At 34.7% G+C, this 18,185-nt stretch carries 15 protein-coding genes and 1 pseudogene; 15 read left to right on the forward strand and 1 reads right to left on the reverse strand.

Annotated elements, in window-relative coordinates:
• A pseudogene (locus ACFOUY_RS06625) lies at nt 1-500 on the reverse strand (hypothetical protein); the annotation flags it as partial.
• A 1,335-nt stretch (nt 501-1,835) separates the two neighbouring features.
• Here ACFOUY_RS06625 and ACFOUY_RS06630 point away from each other — a divergent pair.
• The 15 genes from ACFOUY_RS06630 to ACFOUY_RS06700 all read left to right on the forward strand — a co-directional run bounded on the left by ACFOUY_RS06630 (nt 1,836) and on the right by ACFOUY_RS06700 (nt 18,109).
• On the forward strand, nt 1,836-2,477 hold the full coding sequence (locus ACFOUY_RS06630; RefSeq protein WP_378959697.1) for a DUF6266 family protein: 642 nt from the start codon (nt 1,836-1,838) through the stop codon (nt 2,475-2,477).
• Nucleotides 2,478-2,580: 103 nt separating this feature from the next.
• A complete protein-coding gene (locus tag ACFOUY_RS06635) occupies nt 2,581-3,852 on the forward strand; it encodes a nucleotide sugar dehydrogenase (RefSeq protein WP_378959698.1) in 1,272 nt (423 codons plus the stop codon).
• Between the two features lie 99 nt (nt 3,853-3,951).
• The gene (gmd, locus tag ACFOUY_RS06640; protein WP_378959699.1) at nt 3,952-5,088 is read left to right on the forward strand and encodes a GDP-mannose 4,6-dehydratase; all 1,137 of its coding nucleotides are present in this window, start codon (nt 3,952-3,954) and stop codon (nt 5,086-5,088) included.
• Nucleotides 5,089-5,125: 37 nt separating this feature from the next.
• Nucleotides 5,126-7,711: an SLBB domain-containing protein gene (locus tag ACFOUY_RS06645; protein WP_378959700.1), complete on the forward strand. Its 2,586-nt coding sequence runs from the start codon at nt 5,126-5,128 to the stop codon at nt 7,709-7,711.
• 162 nt (nt 7,712-7,873) lie between these two features.
• Complete coding sequence (locus ACFOUY_RS06650; protein WP_378959701.1) at nt 7,874-8,974, forward strand: Wzz/FepE/Etk N-terminal domain-containing protein; 1,101 nt, start codon at nt 7,874-7,876, stop codon at nt 8,972-8,974.
• 1 nt (nt 8,975) lies between these two features.
• A complete protein-coding gene (locus ACFOUY_RS06655; RefSeq protein ID WP_378959702.1) occupies nt 8,976-9,383 on the forward strand; it encodes a sugar 3,4-ketoisomerase in 408 nt (135 codons plus the stop codon).
• A complete protein-coding gene (locus ACFOUY_RS06660; RefSeq protein ID WP_378959703.1) occupies nt 9,376-9,783 on the forward strand; it encodes a sugar 3,4-ketoisomerase in 408 nt (135 codons plus the stop codon). The genes ACFOUY_RS06655 and ACFOUY_RS06660 overlap by 8 nt, the downstream gene beginning before the upstream one ends.
• Nucleotides 9,784-9,785: 2 nt before the next feature.
• On the forward strand, nt 9,786-10,712 hold the full coding sequence (locus ACFOUY_RS06665) for an aspartate aminotransferase family protein (RefSeq protein ID WP_378959704.1): 927 nt from the start codon (nt 9,786-9,788) through the stop codon (nt 10,710-10,712).
• Complete coding sequence (locus tag ACFOUY_RS06670) at nt 10,699-11,190, forward strand: acyltransferase (RefSeq protein WP_378959705.1); 492 nt, start codon at nt 10,699-10,701, stop codon at nt 11,188-11,190. The genes ACFOUY_RS06665 and ACFOUY_RS06670 overlap by 14 nt, the downstream gene beginning before the upstream one ends.
• A 4-nt stretch (nt 11,191-11,194) precedes the next feature.
• Complete coding sequence (locus ACFOUY_RS06675) at nt 11,195-12,142, forward strand: MBL fold metallo-hydrolase (protein WP_378959706.1); 948 nt, start codon at nt 11,195-11,197, stop codon at nt 12,140-12,142.
• A gap of 5 nt (nt 12,143-12,147) precedes the next feature.
• Nucleotides 12,148-13,248, forward strand: a complete 1,101-nt coding sequence (locus ACFOUY_RS06680; RefSeq protein WP_378959707.1) for a DegT/DnrJ/EryC1/StrS family aminotransferase — start codon at nt 12,148-12,150, stop codon at nt 13,246-13,248.
• A gap of 8 nt (nt 13,249-13,256) precedes the next feature.
• Nucleotides 13,257-14,531 (forward strand): O-antigen translocase, encoded by a 1,275-nt coding sequence (locus ACFOUY_RS06685; protein WP_378959708.1) that lies wholly within the window; start codon nt 13,257-13,259, stop codon nt 14,529-14,531.
• Between the two features lie 73 nt (nt 14,532-14,604).
• Nucleotides 14,605-15,483 carry a glycosyltransferase family 2 protein gene (locus ACFOUY_RS06690; protein WP_378959709.1) on the forward strand — a complete coding sequence of 293 codons (879 nt, stop codon included), beginning with the start codon at nt 14,605-14,607 and terminating at the stop codon, nt 15,481-15,483.
• Between the two features lie 114 nt (nt 15,484-15,597).
• On the forward strand, nt 15,598-16,830 hold the full coding sequence (locus tag ACFOUY_RS06695; protein ID WP_378959710.1) for a hypothetical protein: 1,233 nt from the start codon (nt 15,598-15,600) through the stop codon (nt 16,828-16,830).
• Nucleotides 16,811-18,109 (forward strand): glycosyltransferase, encoded by a 1,299-nt coding sequence (locus ACFOUY_RS06700; RefSeq protein WP_378959711.1) that lies wholly within the window; start codon nt 16,811-16,813, stop codon nt 18,107-18,109. The genes ACFOUY_RS06695 and ACFOUY_RS06700 overlap by 20 nt, the downstream gene beginning before the upstream one ends.
• Nucleotides 18,110-18,185 lie beyond the last annotated feature (76 nt).

The following is an 18,185-nucleotide window of genomic DNA, read 5'->3' on the forward strand; positions in this document are numbered from 1 at the left end:
GACTCCTTGTCCTGAATTGGCAACTGAGCATAATTACGCTCGTTTTTATCCTTTTGGTCCCATGTCCGGTTGTAGATAATTACCGAGGAAAGGCCCTGGATGGATAAGCTTTCAGCATCCACGACCAGCATGGGATGACAAAAAAAGCCCGGGACAGCTTTGTTTCCGGTCGGGCCGATATTTGAATCCAGTTCGCCCAACTTGTTTCTGATGCCACGATAATTGAATTCTGTAGTATCCTGAATGCACAGTACATGTTTAAGTGAATTTAACGTGCTATTGCAAAGCCGATAGCCAACTTCCAGGATATCATCATGTTCCAATCGCTTGTTCGATAGCATACGATAGATGGCAGCTTTTAAGGAATGGGTTGGAGCTAACCGATTGATGACTGCTGTTCCCGAAGATAACAATTCTGACAAACAATTTTCTAATCTAACTGAAATGCGGTTATCTGGTAAAAAACCTTTATAAACACCTGAATAACAATGGTTTAACATGGTTAAAAATACGAAAAATAATCCATATATAGTTGATATTCAGTGTGTTACATCTTATTTATTTAATGATAAATGTGTGTAAGGACTAGCTCTTTGGAGGGGGCAGGGGGAGGATTTATCTTTAACAGGCTTTTTTCCACAAGTCGGTAAGTAAGTGTGAGACATAGGAATGATGTTATTCCAATTCGGGAAAATTAACCATTTAAGAAATATAGGAAGCCATTAGCTTAGATTTTCTTAGGTGCCTTAGATGGTTTAAAAACACGGCTAGTAAATAACGTCAATCAAATACGACCCCACGCTCTGTGCTTGCCTCGCCTCATTGGCGGCGAAGACCTAGTCCTTTTGGCTTGGCCCAAAAAGGACCAAAAACCCAAGGCTTGAATCTTTTGTCGCATTAAGCTAGCGCAATCGGCTAGGCCACACACATACCCTTTCAGCTGCAAATTCCCTTGTTTGTGAAAACTGTCAATTACTGCACAGATTTCACTGCTTTCTGCTTCCAAAATCTTCTATGCCGGGAATCCAGTGCCAAGCCTCTCGCTCTTGAACCCTTTCCCTTAAAGCAGAAAGGTGCCGATAGGCGGATAGAGGTTTAAGCGTTATGGAATCCTCTTCTTTGTTAATCGCAATGGCTCGTAACCCTGCCTTTTCTACGCCCTGCTATCTGGCATAGCAAATAATAGAAGGATAGACCGTTGAAACTTTAGCACACACTTTAAAATTGCACAGTACAAGGCAGCGCGTCCACCCAATTTTTCATTGGGGCTTGTGCTGCCGCAATGCAAGTTTCTACGGGTATAGCCGAGATTAGATGCAAGCCTTGATTGTTTGTTTCTTTATTATCAAGAATAAAGAAAAAGCCCTTGCGGCAAGCAAAAAACAATTTATAGACTGGTTTGTGGGGCGGGGATTTCTCCGCTACGGTCGAGAGGACGGAAACATACCTCGCTCTTGAATCCTTTCTCTTAAAGGAGAAAGGTGCCGGTAGGAGGATAGAGGTTTGATGCGTTTCAAATTCCTCTGGTTTGCTCACCAACCCATCGCCATTATTCACCGCTTGTTTTCATCTTAAGGTTCAAAAGACCTCTCCAGTACGCTGGGAACCAGTTAAGATAACAGTACACGACACCCAGCAATCGAGATGAGGAGGGTTAACCCCATCCTTAACATTAAAACGGCTTTAAGATGCATTTGCGTCGGAGTTGGTTCGGACTAGTGACAATTCCAGCCGAACAAATACCGACTCAATACCAAATAAATATCAAAGGAAGCCATTGCAATGAGATAACTTTATGTTATATTAGTGTAATCATCCCATAATCTTAAAAAATTATGGCTATACTAAATGACGGAATTAACGGTGGTTTTACCGGGAAAGTTGGAAGTGTTATCGGCTACCAACTAAATGGCAAATGGATAATCAAAGGATTACCAAAGCCAAGCAAAAAAAACAAAATTGGAAGTCAGAAGCAGAAGGTCTGCAGACAGCGATTTACGGTGATGCAAAACTTCCTATCTGCAGTTATCGGGTACATTAAAATCGGCTTTAATTTAGAGCGTAAGGCGCGAATGATCACCGCCCATAATGCAGCTAAATCTTATAATATGCTCCATGCTTTTGATGATAACAACGAAATCGACTATACAAAAATTGTATTGACTTATGGGGATCTTGTGGGGGCAGAAAATCCACAACATTTTATCGATGATGTTGGCCTACATTTTACGTGGTCGGAGCAGCATTTAACACCTTATGAACGGCAAAGCGATCAGGTGATGGTGCTTGCTTACAATGCAAAAAATAACACTGCATATTGCCTGTTTAGTGGCTCACGCAGAAGTAGTGGAAAAGAAACGCTTCCAAATAAAAGCTTAGAGAAGGGCAGCGACTACCACACCTGGATCTCGTTCATTGCCGACGACCGGATGAACATTTCGATGAGTACTTATGTTGGTTGCATTACTTACGAATAGCTATTCTTTACATGGCTCATGTACTAGATCGCTCCCAATAGCTAATTTCAAATGCAATCCTTGCCGTCTATTTTTTTTATCTTTACCGCAATACATGAAGTAAATGGATAAAAAAAGGCGAATCGCTATTATTGGATTAGGTTATGTTGGATTACCCTTAGCAATTGAGTTTGCCAAAAAATATTCGGTTATCGGTTTTGATGTTAATGAACACCGGATTCAGGAATTAAAAAATGGCCATGACCATACCAAGGAAGCTAATCTGGAGGAGCTGAAATACGTAATAGACAATTGTGATATTAAGTTTAGTTCCAATCTTCCGGATATCAGCCTGTGTGATACTTACATTGTTACTGTTCCAACGCCGATAGATCACCTCAAAAGGCCAGACTTAGAGCCATTACTTGCTGCATCGAAAATGCTCGGGGTGGTTTTAAAGCAGGGTGATGTTGTCATTTATGAATCAACGGTTTACCCAGGCTGTACCGAAGAAGATTGTGTTCCGGTTTTAGAGAAAATATCGGGCTTAAAATACAATATCGATTTCTTCTGTGGGTATTCGCCAGAACGGATTAATCCCGGGGATAAGGTTAATACGTTAACCAAAATAAAGAAAGTTACTTCTGGTTCAAACCCTGAAATAGCTGTTGAAATTGACAACTTATATTCCAGCATTATTACAGCGGGAACACATTTGGCACCAAGCATAAAAGTTGCAGAAGCCTCAAAAGCCATTGAGAATGCCCAGAGAGATGTTAACATTTCTTTTGTTAACGAATTGGCTTTGATTTTTGATAAGATGGAGATTGATACTTCTGATGTTTTAGCCGCCGCCGCTACCAAATGGAATTTTTTAAATTATAAACCTGGTCTGGTTGGCGGACATTGTATTGGTGTAGACCCTTATTATTTAGTACATAAATCTGAAGCGCTTGGCTATAAGCCAGAAGTAATTTTATCAGGGCGACGCGTAAACGACAATATGGGCGTTTTTGTGGCGAATAAGGTGATTAAGATGATGGTGGCCAGAGATAAGGCCATTAAAAATGCTAAAGTATTGATATTGGGATTTGCATTTAAAGAGAATTGCCCAGATACCAGAAATACACGGGTAATTGATATTTATAAAGAGTTGCAATCTTTTTCCATGGTGATAGACGTTTACGATCCCTGGGCAGATGCAACGCTTGTAAAAGATGAATACGGCATCTCTTTATTAAATGAAGCGCCCGCTGGAAATTATGATGCCATTATCTTAGCCGTAGCCCATAAACAATTTTTGACTTTGGATTATGGATCTTTCAAACGAGGCGGTGCTATTATCTTTGATACGAAATCATGTATCGATAGAAGCCTGTCGGATGCCAGATTATAATCTTAAAAACATAAAGAAGTTATTAGTTGGTTGTTTTAGATTTTCAAGTCACCGATATTATTATATATATTTGCAGGCTTATAATCTATGAAATAATTTATGAAGGTTGCTCTTATTACTGGTGTTACTGGTCAGGATGGTGCTTATTTAGCAGAGTTTTTATTAAAAAAAGGTTACTTTGTCCATGGGATAAAAAGGAGAAGCTCTCTTTTTAATACAGATAGGATTGATCATTTATATCAGGATCAGCATGAGAATAATGTTCATTTTAAATTGCATTATGGAGATTTAACCGATTCGACAAACCTTATCCGCATTATACAGGAAACCCAACCTGATGAAATTTATAATCTGGCGGCAATGAGCCATGTTCATGTGAGTTTCGAAATGCCAGAATACACCGCAAATGCAGATGGTATAGGTACCTTACGATTATTAGAGGCCGTAAGGATTTTAGGATTAGCAAATAAAACCAAAATCTATCAGGCATCTACTTCTGAGTTATATGGGCTGGTACAAGCCGTTCCACAAAGCGAAACAACCCCATTTTATCCACGTTCCCCTTATGCAGTTGCCAAAATATACGGTTACTGGATTACGGTAAACTATCGGGAAGCTTATAATATGTTTGCCTGTAACGGGATTTTGTTTAACCATGAAAGCCCGTTAAGAGGGGAAACTTTTGTGACCAGAAAAATTACCAGAGCCGCTACAAAAATTGCTTTAGGTCTGCAGAATTGTGTATACCTTGGAAACCTTTCGGCACAACGCGATTGGGGTCATGCAAAGGATTACATTGAAGCGATGTGGTTAATATTACAACAGGAAAAAGCCGAAGATTATGTCATTGCAACCGGGATAACCACTACGGTTCGTGATTTTGTTCGTATGAGTTTTGAAGAGCTTGGTATTGAAATTGAGTTTTCTGGTAAGGATGAAAATGAAAAAGGCGTTATCATTAACGTAGATGAAGAAAAAGCGGTAACATTAGGCCTAAATCTAGATAATTTAAAGCCAGGGCAAACCGTTGTTAAGGTAGACCCAAAATATTTCCGTCCGACGGAAGTAGATTTGTTATTGGGCGACCCAACAAAATCCAAAACCCAACTGGGCTGGGAACCAAAATATGATTTGCCCGCTTTAGTTAAAGATATGGTGATTTCTGATCTGCATTTAATGAAAAAAGACGAATACCTTAAAGATGGTGGCTTTAAGACCTTAAATTATTTTGAATAAACGTGAGGCTTCATAGCCAAATCACAACAATATATCTATGAAACAAAAAATATTTCTTTTAACCTCTTTTATCTTTTTCTTCGTTTTAATTCATTCGGTAACGTATGCCCAAAGTAATTATGCCAATCAAAAAGTAGATGAACTTTCCGATGCGCAAATCAAAACATTGATGCAAAGGGCTGAATCTTTGGGTTACAGCGACGCTCAATTGGAGCAGATGGCTGCTGCGCAGGGCATGAAGCAGGACGAGGTGTTGAAATTGCGTAAAAGAGTTGAAACGATTAGAAAGCAAGGTAGCGCTAGCCCAGTTGTTAAACAAAATACCAATAGGACTGGCGGGGCTAATGCAGATAGACAATATATCGGAGGGAATGATAGTACTTCTACTACTCAGCCCAGCAAGCAGGAGCTCATCGATAAGGCTTTTGAAGATTTAAAACCAAAAATATTTGGTTCAGAATTATTTAAAAATTCAAATATCACCTTCGAACCTAATTTGAGAATGGCAACGCCTGCGGGTTATGTTGTGGGGCCGGATGATCAGTTGCTTATTGATTTGACGGGCGATAATGAAGCTAATTATGATTTAAAGGTTAGTCCTGATGGTTCCATTCGATTAGAATATGTTGGCTTGGTTAAAGTAGGTGGTTTGAGCATTGAAGAGGCGCGTTCTAAAATAAAAAGTTTAATGTCTTCAACCTATCCAGGCTTACGTTCGGGAAGGACGAAACTTGCCATCAACCTGGGGAACATCCGTGGGATTAAAGTGATTTTAAATGGCCAGGTGACTAAACCAGGTACTTATACCTTATCTTCTTTATCGAGTGTATTTAATGCCCTTTATGCCGCAGGCGGACCAAATGATAATGGTTCGTATCGTAAAATTCAGGTGGTTCGAAATAATAAGGTGGTGGCAACTGTCGATTTTTATGATTTGATTATCAATGGTATGCAAAAAGGAAATATTCGTTTGCAAGATCAGGATGTAATTAACGTACCCGTATACGAAAATAGAGTTGAGATGGTGGGTGAAGTTAAAAACCCAGCCATTTTTGAAACAATAGCAGGTGAGCATTTTCAGAACGTATTGAATTTTGCTGGTGGATTTTCGAATATTGCTTATCAATCTGCCGTGAAAGTTTTTCAAAATACAGCCCGGGAAAGAAAAATCACAGATATCTTTGCCGCTGATTTTAATACTTATATACCAAAAAATGGTGATAAATTCTTTGTAGAGCCAATTCTTGATCGTTTTGAGAACCGAGTTGAAATTAATGGTGCCGTATTCAGACCAGGCTATTTTGAACTGGAAAAAGGCATGACATTAAAGCAATTAATTCAAAAAGCAGATGGCTTAAAAGAAGATGCCTTTATGAACCGTGGTTACATCAGCAGGTTAAATGCAGATAATACGCTTGGTTTAGAATCATTTGATGTGGCTGCAGTTATGAATGGCAGTCAGGCCGATATTCCATTGAAAAGAGAAGATAAAATCACCATTTCTTCAATTTTTGATTTACGAGAGGAATATAAAATAACCGTACAAGGGGAAGTAAGAGAACCGAATCAATTCCCTTACGCGGAGAATATGAATCTTGAGGATGCGATTCAAATGGCCGGTGGATTTAAAGAAGGCGCAACACCAAACCGGGTAGAGGTTTCGAGACGGGTTAGAAATAGTAATATACAATCAGTTTCAGCCAGTACGGCTGATGTTTTTACCATCAATATTGATCGTAACCTAAAATTGGTTTCGGATACTACATTCAAGTTGCAACCTTTTGACATCGTTTCGGTAAGAAGCGCAGAAGGTTATGTGGTACAGAAGCAGGTTAAAATTGAGGGTGAGGTTTTGTACCCAGGTACCTACACTATTAAAAGTAAAAGCGAACGGATCTCAGATTTAATCAAGAGGGCGGGGGGCTTAACCGCTATGGCTTACACTGATGGTGCTTCCTTAAAACGACCTGGTAGAGACACATCATTATTTCAAAGCCAAAAAGATTCTTTACAAAAAGAATTATTAATCAAGAGAGCTAAATATGGGAATTCTTACTCGATGCAGAATTTGCTGAGTGATTCTAAATCAAATGAGCGCAAACAGGAAGAGCAGGAGAGAATTATGAATTTACAGAGGGTTACGCAGTCTGGCGTAGACACAACCTCATTTAGCCGACAACCGCAAGTAGTTGCTTCTGATATGGTTGGCATAGATCTAACCAAAATTTTGAAAGAACCAGGTAAGCGATATGATTTGTTATTAGAGGATGGTGACGTTGTTAAAGTGCCCAAGCAATTACAAACCGTACGTGTAAGCGGTGAGGTGTTAAATCCTAATAATATTGTTTTCAGAACAGGTAAAAGTTTTAAGGCTTATGTAAATGGAGCTGGTGGTTTTACCGCAAGTGCCTTAAAAGCCAGAGCTTACGTTAAATATGCAAACGGCTCAGTTGAAGGTGCGCGTAGCTTCTTATTCTTTAATAACTATCCTAAAATTAGGCCTGGAGCAGAAATTTTAGTACCCAAACGTGCTGAGAGAGAAAGATTAAATGCAACGGCTTGGATAGGGATAGGAACCGGTCTAGCATCTTTGGGAGCAATTATTGTTAGTTTATTAAGATAGTATTACTTACCAGGCCCCGGTATTAACGCTAAGCAAACATAATTGATTTTTCTATCGAGTCGTTGGAACATAACAACTAAATATTCGAAAGGCTAATCATATGATTTTTTGATTGAGCTTGAGAATTTGGAAATTTATTTACTCTACTACATTAAAAATAAGATGACAACAGAAAGTCACCAGTATAAAAATATAAATGAAGATGAAATTTCTTTAAAAGAGCTAATTATCAAGGTTGCAGAATGGTGCAAATATCTCTTATCAAAATGGCTTATTATTCTTGCTTTTACTGTGATGGGCTGCATTTTGGGTTTCTATTATGCTAGCACAAAGAAACCAGTTTATACAGCAACTACCACCTTCGTATTAGAAGATCAAAAAACAGGAGGTTTAGGGAATTTGGCTGGATTAGCATCGATAGCTGGGGTAGATTTAGGAAGCTCAGGCGGTGGAATTTTTCAGGGGGAGAATATTCTGGGACTCTATAAATCTAGAACAATGATAGAGAAAACTTTGCTATCTGTAATTGATGTTGGAGGCAAGAATGAATTATTAGTAGATCGATATATACACTTTAATCAACTGAGAGAAAAATGGAAAAATAAACCAGAAATAAAAAACTTAAGTTTTCCTATAGATAGTATTAGAAGCGGAAACTATGTTATTAGTACAAATCGTTTAAGAGATAGTATTTTGGGCGTTATAGTTGCAGATATAAATAAAAACTATTTGATTGTATTTAAACCTGACAAGAAACTAAGCACTATCCAGATTGATGTAAAGGCAAATGACGAAATTTTTGCAAAAAGATTTAATGAAGGATTGGTGAAAATTGTGAATCAGTTTTACATAAATACTAAAACAAAAAAAACTTTACAAAATGTAGAGATTTTACAGCATAAGGCTGATTCTGTAAGATCTGCAATGAATGGTGCAATTTATAATGCCGTTGCTGTTGCAGATGCGACACCGAACTTAAATCCAACAAAACAAGTGCAACGAATAGCCCCAGCTCAAAGATCTCAATTTTCTGCAGAAACGAATAAAGCTATTTTAAGTACGCTGGTACAAAATTTAGAAATGTCGAAAATGGCTCTCATGAAAGATGCTCCATTGCTGGAAATTGTTGACATGCCTGTTTATCCTCTTGAAGTTACCAAAATGGGAAAACTTAAAGGGATGGTTTTCGGAGGCTTCTGTTTTGCAATGATTATTTCAGTACTTCTAATTTTAAGAATGGCCTTCAAAGACATAACCAAATAGTATGGAATTAGAAAAAGCCAAAATCATAGAACTTCCTAAAATTTTAGATGAAAGGGGAAATCTGTCCTTTTTTGAGCATCCATATCAAATCCCTTTTCCAATAGAAAGAACATATTGGATTTACGATGTGCCAGGTGGAGAAGTGCGTGGAAGTCACGCATTTAGAGAGCAGCAGGAATTTATCATAGCATTATCGGGTAGTTTTGATGTTGTATTGCATAATGGTATTGAGGAAACTAAATATTCCTTGAATAGGTCATATTATGGATTATATGTTCCTAAAGTATGTTGGAGAAAATTGGAAAACTTTTCTACAAATGCCTTGGCGTTAATTGTATCTGATAAAAAGTATGATGAAAAAGACTACATAAGGAATTTTGAAGAATTTAAAAGATTAAAAAATGTTTAGTGTAGAGGATTGCGAAGTTGTAAGCTTGCAAAAAATTAAAAATAATTCAGGCAATATTACTGTGTTAGAGAACAATTTTGATATTCCTTTCGAAGTTAAACGAATCTACTATTTATATGACGTTCCTATGGGATCAGAAAGAGGTGGGCACGGTCATTATGAACTTGAACAATATATTATTGCAGCAAGTGGTTCTTTTACATTTATTTTAGATGATGGGACTAATAGACGAGAGATTTTTTTAAATAATCCTTCGCAAGCATTGCATATCAAGCAAGGTATTTGGCGAGAAATTTCGAACTTTTCGAGTGGAAGTATTTGCTTGGTTTTAGCATCACAAAATTATTCTGAAAGTGATTATATCAGGAAATATGAGGATTATTTAAAATATAGGTCGTAACTATGGTTTATTTCAATAATCAACTTATTTTTCCTGAACCCTACAGAGTACCTAGTTATTTTATTAGTCCATTTTCGACGGATAGGTTAAGAGAACTCGAGCAAATTGTTTCGAAAAGAAAAATAGACAATGAGAGCGAATTACTAGATCAAAAATTCGGTAATCACGAATTTTTAATGAGTGCTAAAGATGCTATTTTTAGAGCCCTTTCTTTTTATAATCTTCATAATGAGGATGAAGTGTATATTGTTACAACGTCTAGGAATAAATATGTAAGTAGTTGTGTAACAAGCCAAATAGATAGATGTTGTAAATGGACAAGAGAAATTAGTGATAGAACGAAATTAATTTTTGTGATTCACGAGTTTGGCACTCTTTGCAATGTAGAAGAACTTTCAAAATTCAATATACCGATTATAGAAGATTTTGCCATGAGCATGTTTTCTCAAGTAAGCTCAAAAAAGTCCGATCTAAGTGATTTCAAAATTTATAGTCTTCCGAAATTTTTTCCTGTACAATTTGGAGGAGTATTATGTTATGGAAATAATAAGTTTCAAACAAAAAAAATAGAAAACTTGCTTGATTTTCAAAAATATCTACAAAAAATATCAACTCATTATTTATTACAGGAAAATTTTATTATTTCAAAAAGGAAAGAGAACTATAGCTATTATAAAGAAAAGTTAACAGAACTTAATCTTAAATGTCGATTTGAACTCTCTGAATATGAAACACCTTCTGTTTTCATGTTCACCTCTAAAAATATAGATTTGGATGGGTTGAAAATCTTTTGCCAAAGCCATGGGATAGAGTGTAGTAAGTTTTATGGGGAAAGTTCTTTTTTCCTTCCAGTGCATCAATACTTAGATGAATTTGATATAAATTACATTGTAAATCTTATAAAATACTTTATCAATGAAAACGAGTAATATTTATCTTGGAGAAGATGTCATCATCGATATTAGCACCACAGTGAATAATGTTTTAATAGGCGATAGTGTTAAAATAGCAAAGAACTGTAGTATATTTGGTTCAAAGGAGAATCTATTAGAAATTGGAAAGGGTTCTTACATTGGGATGGGAACTTTGTTAAACGGGTTCTCGAACAAATTATTTATTGGCGAAAATGTTTCTGTAGCTCAAAATGTTAATATTATGACTGATTCAGGTCCTAATGCAAGTGCAGAATTGCAAAAATTCTTTCCTATAGTTAAAGGGCCAGTTCGTATAGGAAATCATTCTTGGATTGGTGCAAATGTAGTTATTGCGCCAAATGTTGAATTAGGTGAGTTTTGCGTTGTAGCAGCAAATAGCTTCGTTAATAGAAGCTTTTCAAGTCATTCGGTAATAGGAGGAAATCCTGCCAGGATTTTAAAAAAAATAAAAATAGAAGATCAACGAGAATAGAGTGATGGAAATTTTAAGATATGATGATAGCCTAAAATCGAAATGGGATGAGGCTGTTCAAAAAAGTAAAAATGGAGTCTTTTTGTTTTACAGAGATTATTTGGATTATCATAAGGACAGGTTCAACGACCATTCTTTGGTCATTCTTAAAGCCGGTAAAATATGTGCCCTATTTCCAGCAAATGAAAAGGATAAAGAAATTGTCTCCCATGGAGGTTTAACGTTTGGTTCTTTAATAATGAGTTATGATGTTAAAGCGGTTGAAGTTTTAGAAATATTTGAATCTGTAATACAGTATTACCGAGATAAAGACATAAATAAAATAACCTATAAGGCAGTGCCTTCAATTTTTCATAAATATCCATCAGAAGAGGATTTATATGCTCTTTTTAGATTTAACGCAAAATTGGTAAGGAGAGATCTTTCATCGGTCGTTAAATTAGATAATAAAATAAAATTTTCAGAATCCAAAAAGCAGGCAGTTACAAAATGTGAAAAACTCGGTATTGAGGTTGTTGAAAATAATGACTTAGAAAGGTATTGGAGCTTGTTAACCGAAGTATTAGCCAAATTCGATACTAAACCAGTACATTCTTTAAAAGAAATAACCAGACTACAAAATGACTTTCCAGAAAATATAAGATTATTTGAAGCAAAAAAGGGAGAAGACTTACTAGCAGGAATTTTAATTTATGATTATCAGAATGTTGTGCATACTCAATATATGGCTAACTCCCAAGAGGGTAGAAAAATTGGGGCATTAGATTTTATAAATCACAAACTAATGCAAGAAGTTTTTTCTAATAGGGAATATTACAGCTTTGGGATTTCTACTGAAAACCAAGGTTTGGACTTAAATGCAGGACTTATTCAACAGAAGGAAATGATGGGTAGTAGAGGGATTGCGATTGATTTCTACGCAATTTCATTATCGAACAATATTAAAATTTAATGAAAATGATAAAATTTTTAGATATACAAAAGGTGAACCTCAGTTATCAGCAAGAAATTGAGGAAAGATTATTAAGTACATTTAGATCAGGATGGTATTTATTAGGGAATGAAGTTAAAAATTTTGAAGAAAATCTCAAAAATTATATAGGTACTAAACATGCGATAGGTGTAGCGAACGGGTTGGATGCCTTGAGACTAATTTTCAGAGCCTATATTGAATTAGGTATAATGCAAAAAGGAGATGAAATTTTAGTGCCAGCTAATACATATATTGCCTCACTTTTAGCACTTTCGGATAATGGATTGATCCCCGTATTGGTAGAACCTAATTTAGAAACTTATAACATTGATATTACGAAAATTGAAAGCAAAGTAACAGGAAGAACAAAAGGAATTCTCATCGTTCATCTATATGGTAGAGTAATATTTTCTGAGGATTTGGTTAGGTTTGCAAAACAGAAAAATCTTTTAATAATTGAAGATAATGCCCAAGCAATAGGCGCTACTTGGAATAAAATTAAGTCAGGTAACTTAGGAGACGCAGCGGGATTCAGTTTCTATCCAGGTAAAAATTTAGGTGCTCTAGGTGATGCTGGTGCTGTAACTTGTAAAGATGATGAGTTAGCTGTGACAATTAGAGCCCTTGCCAATTATGGTTCCAAAGAAAAATATGTTAATATATTTCAAGGATTAAATAGTCGCCTCGATGAAATTCAAGCATCAGTATTGGATGTGAAATTGAAATATATAGATTCTGATAATGAGCGACGTAGAATTATAGCGGAAAAATATGTTAGTGATATAAATAATGCGAAAATTATTTTACCAAGTCTGCCCAAAAATAGAGAAGAACATGTATGGCATCTTTTTGTAGTTCGTACCCAAGACAGAAATAACCTTCAGAAATATTTAAGGGAAAATGGAGTTGAAATTATTATACATTATCCAATTCCTCCTCATAAACAAAATGCTTACAGTAGTATGAATTCGATGATTTTCCCTATTACTGAACAAATTCACGAAGAAGTTTTAAGTCTTCCCCTAAGTCCTGTAATGAGCGATGAGGAGGTTACGAGCGTAATTGATATTTTGAATAGCTATTAGATATAATTTTGAAACTAATAAAGACGACTTTTTTTTCTGCATTAATCACTTTTATCCGAATAGCATCTGGATTCGTTGCAGGAAAAGTCGTAGCGACTTTAACTGGTGCTAGCGGAGTTGCAATCATTGGTGCATTTGTTAATTTCATTACAATTGTTCTAACATTTGCAAATGGAGCAATAAACACTGGTGTTATAAAATATACAGCAGAGAATAATCAAACAGAGAGTAAATTAAAATCATTATTTAGCACTGCTCTTAAAATTTCTATTTATTGTTCTGGATTCACAGGAATAATATTGTTATCCTGTTCAAGCATTTTATCAGACTGGATATTTAAAACAGAGGCGTATTCTGGGCCTATTGGGCTACTTGGACTAACTATTGTTTTTTACTCCTTAAACACCTTATTAATATCAATTTTAAATGGTAAGGGCGAGATAAAAATTTATACTATTGTAAACGGTTTAGGGAGTGTCGTGGGATTAATACTCACGATAGTTCTGGTTTGGTTTTACAAAATTAAGGGAGCCTTATATGCAATGGTTCTTGCTCAATCGATAGTTTTTTTCGTAACTGTGTTTTTAATTTCAAAAAGTAGTTGGTTTTCTTATGACTATTTTAGACAAAAATTTGATAGAAGTATTGCGGTCAAGCTTAGTCATTACAGTCTAATGGCAATTATTTCTGCAATTGTTGTGCCATTGTCTCAGATTATATTGCGTAATATTATAATAGATAAAATAGGAATTAATCAAGCTGGATATTGGCAAGGAATGATGAGGATATCGGATGGGTATTTGATGCTAATCACTACTGCTTTAAGTACATATTATTTACCAAAGCTATCTTCCCTGAATTCAAATATTGAGATTAGAAAAGAGATTTTCAAAGGGTATTCAATTCTAATTCCCACAGTTTTTATTGGCTGTTGTATAATTTATTTTCTAAGATTTATTATAATTAGAATACTTTATACGCCAGATTTTTTAATTATGGAAAAGTTATTCATTTGGCAAATGGCTGGTGATTTCCTTAAAATCTGTGCATGGATATTATCTTATCTTATGCTAGCGAAAGCAATGACTAAAATATTTATTATCACCGAAATAATATTTAGTTTGTCTTATGTATTTCTTGGTTATTTTTTTATTGGTCAATATAATTTAGTTGGTATTTCCATGGCATTTGCTTTAAATTACCTAATTTATTTGTTAGTTATGGCGCTAATTTTTAAAAAACTACTTTTTAAAACAGCCTTAGGTGCAAACGAAAGTCAATAATTTCATTTGAAATGAAGAAAAATCTTTTATTGCTGAAAAAAAATCTAACTAGATTAATTTTATTTTACTAATTATGAAAAAGGAACCTCTGATCTGGGTGATAGTGCCATGTTACAATCACGAAAATTATATAACGCAATGTATTGAAAGTATTATTAACCAAAGTTATAAAAATTTTGAGCTGGTCGTTATAGACGATGGATCGACTGATAAATCACGTGAGGTATTAATAGAATTACAAAACAAGTATGCATTTCATTTAGAATTTCAAAAAAATTCTGGGGTTGCAAATACCTTAAATCACGGTTTACAAAAGTATGCTAATGAAAAATACGTAACGTTTTGTGCCTCAGATGATTTTTGGCCTTTAGATAAGTTAGAAAAACAAGTTGAATTTATGGAGCAACATCCTGAATGTCGAATGTGTTATGGGAAAGCAATTGTTGTAGATGAGTTTGGTAATGAACGGACTGAAAAGACTACCCAAGCAAATTTAAATTTAAAAGGTGGTGCAATTTTTCAAGATATTTTATTTGTCAACTTCCATCTCCCTGTTACCTATTTCTTTAGAAGAAATGTTTTCGAGGAAGTTGGCTATTATCGACCTAATTTATGGACTGAAGATTTTTATATGAACTTGCGTATAAGCGAACTAGGACCAGTTGGTTTTCTTGATGAATATTTGACGTTTTATCGTTTACCCCAAGTGAAGGGAAAAATTATGCCAAACTTAAAAATGATTAATGCTCATTTGGAATGTATTGAAATGTATAAGCATTCTGAATATTATGAAGAGGCAATTAAAAATTGGCACTACCGAAATTTTCGTATGCTTTCTGGATTTACGGCTTCTAAAAGGTTGGCCTATACGGGTATGCTAAGGAATTGTAATAGATTTTTTACTGTCGGCTTTTTAAAATCATTGACTAAACTAGTTTTTAAGTGGGTATAGGCATATTGGCTTGGACTAATTTGTAATTTAAGTAACATATAAATGATAAGTATAGAACAGGTAGCAGCTTCAAAGCAGGTTAGAGTTCCAATAAAATATTGCTGTTTTATCCTTTTGCTTTATATTTTTATTTATAATCCTCCCATTGCAGGATTGCCTTTAATGCCAATTGAGATTCTACTACTTTTAGGTCTTGTTTATTTAACTGCTTTCAATAAATGGCTTAAAATGCTTGCGATATTTAAGAAAGAGATTGTTCTTTATTTGGCAATAATTATGTTTTGCTTTATTAGAGAGTTTGGCAGTATACAAAGTGTTTTTTTTAAAGCTAATGTCTTTTTCTTTCTACAATCTATAGTTCTTCCTTATTTTTTGATTGATTTGTATTCTAGATTTACATCCCATAAAAACTTGTTTAAAGACATTATTTTAATTGGAGCCATTTCGTCGTTCTTTACCATTCTAATGATTTTCATCCCTTCTTTTGGAGAATTTGTAAGATATAAATTTCTAAAAACTGATGATTTTACCGATTTAATAGCATTTAGGTCTTTCGGGATATCAGAAGGTTTAACTTTTGCTTACGGTACTGCTCAAGGGCTAATATTTGCACTTGTCTTATATTACGCAAAAGTAAACCCGAAATATTATTACCTTCTTCCTTTTATTCTCTTGTCAATTATATTCAATGCTAGAATTGGCATGGTTCCAGTCATTTTTAGTTTGTTATATTTTGTAGTTGTAAAATTTAACCTAAGATTTATATTAATAATTATACTCTTCAGTATTATCATCTATTTAATAATTTTTAACACCAGTTTGTTTGCTGGGTATACAGAAACAATAGAATGGGCTTTTGACTTCTTTACGCAGTCTTCAGATTTTCTATCAGGCAATGATAGCGCATCAAGCAATACATTCGATACATTGTTTGGTAAAATGTCTGTTTTTCCAAATAATGCTTGGGGTTGGATAATAGGGACTGGAGAAAATATTTTTTTAGCTCCTCAAGATAATTCCGATATTGGTTACATAATCCAATTGAATTATGGAGGATTGGTTTATTTAACTTTACTTTTCTCACTAATTGGCTATATGATGTTTCGCCTTAAATTTATTTACAAAGCGAATAAATGGCTCGTATTCCTTTTAATTACAACGATCTTATTAACAAATGTTAAAGGATTATTTATTTCGATTATTCCAAGTTTTAGGCTTCTAGCGCTAATTTATGCATACTTAATATTTGAATATCGGAAATTTAAACAAACTGGAGGCGAAGATTTCGACTTTTATTCATTTTCTAATCCAAAATCCCTTAAAGACAATGAACCAACAAGACGATAAAAAGTTATTAAAAGTATTAGTTATTACGTATGATTATTTTCCGGATAGCTCTCCTAATACTTATAGATGGCATAATGTTTTAAAAAGCTGGAAGTCTTTAGGTCATGAAGTTTTCGTTGTTTCAGCTCAAAAAACTGACTTTTCGAATGAAGAGGTTGTAGATGGCATAAAAGTTTTTAGGACTGGAAAGTCCTGGTTAGAAATCTTAAAGTCTAAAATGCCTAAAACTGTGAAATTGGAGGGGCAAAGTGATACAGCCAATCGGTCGCTCACGAAAGAATCAATGGTTAAACGAATCTACAATTCAACGTTCAAGCAGATCTATTTTCCTGATTTTGCATTTTTGTGGCGTAGGCCCGCGATAGCGCTTGCAGAAAGGCTGATTATAGAAAATAAGATAGATAATGTAATTACTGTATCTTGGCCATTCACAGACCATTTAATTGGTTATCAACTGAAAAAAAAGCATAAGATCAACTGGATAGCCGATACAATCGATCCTTTTTATCTTAGTGATGCTGTTAACAATAGTTTTTTTTATAAAAAAGCAAATCGTAGATTGGAAAATAAGATCCTTTCAAAGGCGTCGTATATCACAGTTTTAACTGAAAAACTAAAGCAAAAGTACGTCGAATTGTATCCTGCACTGAAAAATAAAGTTATTGTGAATCATAATATATTTGTACCTTATGATATAAGTATAAATATTAAAGAGAAAGATGACAAAATCAAGCTTGTTTTCTTTGGCACTCTAACTCCGAAGTCTCGTTCGCCTCTTACATTGCTGAAATTGATGGCTCAGATTGATAAATTAAAGTTGGGCTCTAGAATTGAATTGCATATCTATGGCGACACAAATCAATGTAATCATGAATTTGAGTATTTTAAGTTTCTAATAAATAAAAATGTTTTTGTTCATGGAACAATCACTAAAGATCAGGTAAAGAAGTATGGGGAGTGTGCCGATATTTTAGTGAACATTGGCAATACAAATGAATATCAAGAGCCCTCAAAATTAATTGAATACATATATTTACAAAAGCCGGTTTTGAATATATGTTCAATATCGGATGACTCCTCTAAAGAAATTCTAAGACATTATCCGTTGAATTTCAACTTTTATAAGGGAGATTTGGACAATGATGATAAATTAAACCAAGTGATTGAATTCATTGAAAATGATAATTCAAAGCCTTTTGAAAGGAGGGAAGTTATGCAAATTTTAAAAAAATATTTAGTGGAATACGTGCAGGCTGTTTATTTCAAATTGCTTGAGTAATTCTACGCTATTTATTAATATCGCCACTTAAAACAGTATTGTAAAAAGTTATACTTGTTTGCCAAAAAAAGTTAAA

Origin of the sequence: Pedobacter jamesrossensis, from assembly GCF_042650905.1 — a bacterium.
Lineage (GTDB): Bacteria > Bacteroidota > Bacteroidia > Sphingobacteriales > Sphingobacteriaceae > Pedobacter > Pedobacter jamesrossensis.

Coding starts and splice junctions, on each gene's coding strand:
- ACFOUY_RS06630 (WP_378959697.1), top strand. CDS start 1,836: ATGGCTATACTAAATGACGGAATTAACGGTGGTTTTACCGGGAAAGTT.
- ACFOUY_RS06635 (WP_378959698.1), top strand. CDS start 2,581: ATGGATAAAAAAAGGCGAATCGCTATTATTGGATTAGGTTATGTTGGA.
- gmd (WP_378959699.1), top strand. CDS start 3,952: ATGAAGGTTGCTCTTATTACTGGTGTTACTGGTCAGGATGGTGCTTAT.
- ACFOUY_RS06645 (WP_378959700.1), top strand. CDS start 5,126: ATGAAACAAAAAATATTTCTTTTAACCTCTTTTATCTTTTTCTTCGTT.
- ACFOUY_RS06650 (WP_378959701.1), top strand. CDS start 7,874: ATGACAACAGAAAGTCACCAGTATAAAAATATAAATGAAGATGAAATT.
- ACFOUY_RS06655 (WP_378959702.1), top strand. CDS start 8,976: ATGGAATTAGAAAAAGCCAAAATCATAGAACTTCCTAAAATTTTAGAT.
- ACFOUY_RS06660 (WP_378959703.1), top strand. CDS start 9,376: ATGTTTAGTGTAGAGGATTGCGAAGTTGTAAGCTTGCAAAAAATTAAA.
- ACFOUY_RS06665 (WP_378959704.1), top strand. CDS start 9,786: ATGGTTTATTTCAATAATCAACTTATTTTTCCTGAACCCTACAGAGTA.
- ACFOUY_RS06670 (WP_378959705.1), top strand. CDS start 10,699: ATGAAAACGAGTAATATTTATCTTGGAGAAGATGTCATCATCGATATT.
- ACFOUY_RS06675 (WP_378959706.1), top strand. CDS start 11,195: ATGGAAATTTTAAGATATGATGATAGCCTAAAATCGAAATGGGATGAG.
- ACFOUY_RS06680 (WP_378959707.1), top strand. CDS start 12,148: ATGATAAAATTTTTAGATATACAAAAGGTGAACCTCAGTTATCAGCAA.
- ACFOUY_RS06690 (WP_378959709.1), top strand. CDS start 14,605: ATGAAAAAGGAACCTCTGATCTGGGTGATAGTGCCATGTTACAATCAC.
- ACFOUY_RS06700 (WP_378959711.1), top strand. CDS start 16,811: ATGAACCAACAAGACGATAAAAAGTTATTAAAAGTATTAGTTATTACG.